We start from the raw sequence: 3,743 nt of genomic DNA, 5'->3' as shown, positions 1-3,743 counted from the left end.
TCTTCGCGCAGCCGGTGACAATCCGAACGGCGGACATTGTCAACGATACTGTACGGCGTGCTGCGCCAAGGCGCGTAAGGTGCCCTCCGCTGGTACGCGATGCCATTTTCAAAGACCATCTCTTCATGCGTCACACTGCGTTTCTGGGGCCTCTTGATCACGAGGTCCCGCGTCGCCTGAAAGGCGGGCATCCTGGCGAGCGCTTCATTAGCCGCAGCCATAGGGTAACATGCATCTTCAATCTGCTGATTGTTGCGCAATTCTGCATAAGATGCCGAAGGCAAACACACCGCGCTGGCGGCAAGGGCGGCGAATCTTGTCAAAAGGCTCATCATCGTTGGAAGCATGTCTCGTCTGGCGCCGTGAGATGGAATCTCCGACTGAATTAGACCCATACCTGGGGCCTTAAAGGAAACGCTCGCCGTCGGCGCGGTGCTCGAAACAGAACCAGTGCGGCGTCTGCCTGGGCTTGGCAAAGCCCCATCCGGCATTCTTGCCGCAGCCGGGATGCTCGCACCGATGGTGTTGAATGCCGGGGCGCGTGACGGGCTCCATTGCATCCGGAAGGCGGATCCGTTCGTCGATCATCCTATGATCCACCCTTCTTAGCTAGAGGTGGGCCAGCCACCTCTTCACTCCATGTCCGGAACGTCGCCGCCAACGAAGAGCGTCGTCGGCTCCCCGTATTCTCCAAGCGCCGGATTGGCATCACGCGACCACGCAATGACCCCGGCGTGTTTCCCCGCCAAGCTCTTCGCGGTCCTTATGGCCCGATCCTCGGTCTGCTGCTCGGCTGGCCCAAAGACAGACTGAAGGTCGCCGCTCTCGTCGCGGTCGAAGGCGGTGACCACGATGAGTTTAGGGGTCTTCTGCTGTGGGAGGATGTTCTCAGACACGTTGGTTGCCTTTCCGCTGGGCGGGGAGTTGGGCAGCAGGCATGGGAAGTCGCTCCGGTTCACTGGGATAAATCGCAGTGGCACCGATCAAAGGCACCATCGACAGTTCCCGTTTTGGAGCTTTCTGTTTTGCCTTCAGGTCCGTGATTTCCTCGTCACGTCTAGCCATTCGGCTTTCCAAATTGGCGACACGCTCGGTCAGCAAGTAGCGGCCGACTAAGAAGCCTCCGCCTCCGAAGAGGACTGCAAACGTCGCAAAGACGGCCGGGTTCGCCAGCACCAGCGCCGAGTTGGCTTCCAGGAAGGCGATAAGGTCATGCATCGGGCAACATCGTCCTCGCGTGAATGCCCACGGCTGTCACCCCAAGGTGGGCGGCGTGTCGTCGTAGCTGACATGCACCAAGCCCGGATTCCTGTGAGCGAGGGCGACTATTTGGGTTTCAAGCTCGCAGTTGTAGGCCATGAGCGCCTTCACCGTCTCAAGCGGGCTGTCGTAACGAGCGATGAGTCTCTCGGCTTCGGAGTGCAGTTCCGGCTTGGCCTCGGGGTCCAGGTGCATAATGCCCATTGTGGCGCCTCCTACCGTGTCGCGCGGCGCGGTGCCGACAAGGCATCAAGCCGCACCTGAAGGTGGGCGCAGGACGATCACTTCCTTGAGCGCCTTCATCACATCCCCGTCGCGGCTGTCGAGCGTCACAATGCGGTCCATAGCAGTGCCTCCAAACGTTCCATGGCGCATAGAACAAAATAGGAACAAATCTGGCAAGAGCGGATTGACCATAAGAGGAATCGGTTCCTATTTCGGGGTCGTGGCTGACGCTGGTGGAAGACGTAAATGCGGCAGCGAATGGAAGCTCAACAATGCCATCTCCCCCTCGGGTCCAACAGTCGTCACCGCTGCGTTGACCCTTAGGTGGCTCTGCCGATTCGTCTGCTGGCTCAGACTGTTGGCCTGGCCGACTAGGACGAACGTTCGCCGGCTTGTCTTGCCGGGCGAGCAGCCTAAGCATTTTGGACTACTTGAACAAAGCCCCCGACCGATGGACAACTTGAAATTACTACATTAGACTTTGCTTAATTTCTTGGTCTGACGAGCTGACAGCCGAGAATTTCTCTTCACAAATAAAGACCTTTCAGCTTCGGGGGCACGACATGGCAATCATCAATGGGACGGCGCAAGCTGACTACCTGGAGGGAACAGACTCCAATGACACAATTAGTGGGCTGGGTGGCGACGATCAAATCGATGGCGGCTTCGGCGACGACACGCTCGATGGGGGTGATGGCATAGATTCGACGACTCTCCAGTTCTACGGCCAGCCTGGTATCAATTTCACTTTGACCGACGGCGTAACGGTACTTACGTCTTTCGGTACAAAGACACTGCTTAATTTCGAATTAGTTACTATCTCAGGCACCGCATACGCCGATGTTATTACCGGCGGTTCAGGCAATGACACTATCTATGGCGACTCGATCTTTGGCGGCTCAGCGAACGACATTCTGAACGGTGGCGCTGGGAATGACTACATAGATGGAGGTGGCGGCGATGACACGATGGATGGCGGTGACGGCGTAGATTCGGCCTATCTGAGTTTCCAATACCTGTCGTCTGGCGTCAATTTAACTTTGACCGACAACGTCACGGTCCTTACGGATCGCGGCACAAAGTCGTTGCTTAACTTTGAAGCGGCAACCATTAATGGCAGCAACTACGGCGATGTTATTATCGGCGGTTCAGGTAACGACTTTATCAATAGCGGGCAAGGTAATGACATCCTCAACGGCGGCGCCGGTGACGACTATATATCCAACAACCTCGGTGACGACTCGTTCGATGGTGGGGAGGGCGTAGATTCAACGAGTCTCTTTTTCGGCAACCAGTCATCCAGCATCAATTTCACTTTGACCGACAACGTAACGGTCCATACGGATCAAGGCACAAAGACGCTGCTCAACTTTGAAGCGGTAAGCATTTATGGCACCAACTACGACGATGTGATTACCGGCGGTTCGGGCAACGACTATATCAGTGGCGGCTTCTCGGGGAATGACATTCTGAATGGCGGCGCGGGGGACGATTACCTAGAAGACCGGTCTGGTGACGACACGCTCGATGGGGGTGAAGGAGTAGATTCAACCAAACTCCAGTTCTATGACCAGCTTGGCGTCAATTTCACTTTGACCGACAACGTAACGGTCCATACGTATGAAGGGATAAAGACGCTGCTCAATTTCGAAGCAGCACAAATCGGCGGTAGTCAGTATGACGATGTGATCACCGGCGGTTCGGGCAACGACTATATCACTGGCGGCTCGGGCAACGACATTCTGAATGGCGGCGCAGGGGACGATTTCCTAGCCGACAGGTATGGCAACGACACGCTCGATGGGGGAGAGGGTATAGATTCAACAGATTTGGATTTCCGAAACGAGACATCCGGCGTCAATTTTGATTTGGAAAGCAATGTAGCCGTCAATACTGATGATGGAACATTCACGATTCTGAACATCGAGCAAGCACAAATCCAAGGAAGCCAATATGACGACAGCATATCGGGTGGTTTAGGAAGGGATTGGTTCTCTGGCGACTTCGGTAATGACACCTTTCTCGGTCGTGGAGGAGTAGATTATTTTTACGGTGGATTTGGCACCGATACAGCTATCCTGCTTGGAAGCCGAGTAAACTATGACATTACGACGAAAGTTGACGCCCAAGGTTTCCTCAACGTGATCGCAAGAGACCTGAGGCCCGACAATTCTGAGACAGGCGGGGGTGAGTATTATCATAGCATAGAGTTCATTCAATTCTCCGATGGATCGCTTGAGGTCGAGACGGGCATCTTT

General features: G+C 55.1%; 6 protein-coding genes. 1 reads left to right on the top strand and 5 read right to left on the bottom strand.

Annotated features, from left to right (window positions below; translation table 11 throughout):
* The 5 genes from E5W87_RS34635 to E5W87_RS34615 form a co-directional block, all read right to left on the bottom strand.
* The coding region (locus tag E5W87_RS34635) for a hypothetical protein (protein ID WP_292408224.1) at positions 1 to 347 on the bottom strand (347 nt) is incomplete at its 3' end.
* Positions 348 to 405: 58 nt separating this feature from the next.
* Entirely contained in the window at positions 406 to 588 is a 183-nt protein-coding gene (locus tag E5W87_RS34630; protein WP_292408227.1) for a hypothetical protein, read from the bottom strand.
* 44 nt (positions 589 to 632) lie between these two features.
* Positions 633 to 896 (bottom strand): hypothetical protein, encoded by a 264-nt coding sequence (locus tag E5W87_RS34625; protein WP_292408221.1) that lies wholly within the window; start codon positions 894 to 896, stop codon positions 633 to 635.
* Positions 889 to 1,218: a hypothetical protein gene (locus E5W87_RS34620; protein ID WP_292408218.1), complete on the bottom strand. Its 330-nt coding sequence runs from the start codon at positions 1,216 to 1,218 to the stop codon at positions 889 to 891. The genes E5W87_RS34625 and E5W87_RS34620 overlap by 8 nt, the downstream gene beginning before the upstream one ends.
* A 36-nt stretch (positions 1,219 to 1,254) precedes the next feature.
* Positions 1,255 to 1,464, bottom strand: coding sequence for a hypothetical protein (locus tag E5W87_RS34615; RefSeq protein ID WP_292408215.1), 210 nt, complete (start codon positions 1,462 to 1,464; stop codon positions 1,255 to 1,257).
* Positions 1,465 to 2,048: 584 nt separating this feature from the next.
* Here E5W87_RS34615 and E5W87_RS34610 point away from each other — a divergent pair.
* Positions 2,049 to 3,743, top strand: a 1,695-nt coding sequence (locus tag E5W87_RS34610) for a calcium-binding protein (protein ID WP_292408212.1), incomplete at its 3' end; no start/stop codon positions are given.

Source organism: Mesorhizobium sp. (assembly GCF_004962925.1).
GTDB lineage: Bacteria > Pseudomonadota > Alphaproteobacteria > Rhizobiales > Rhizobiaceae > Mesorhizobium.
The sequence above is the reverse complement of the archived record's forward strand: the minus strand, read 5'-3'. Positions and strand labels throughout refer to the sequence as shown.

What these genes read in the sequence shown, in the direction of transcription:
- E5W87_RS34630 (WP_292408227.1), bottom strand. Translation starts at nt 588, where the DNA reads ATGATCGACGAACGGATCCGCCTTCCGGATGCAATGGAGCCCGTCACG.
- E5W87_RS34620 (WP_292408218.1), bottom strand. Translation starts at nt 1,218, where the DNA reads ATGCATGACCTTATCGCCTTCCTGGAAGCCAACTCGGCGCTGGTGCTG.
- E5W87_RS34615 (WP_292408215.1), bottom strand. Translation starts at nt 1,464, where the DNA reads ATGGGCATTATGCACCTGGACCCCGAGGCCAAGCCGGAACTGCACTCC.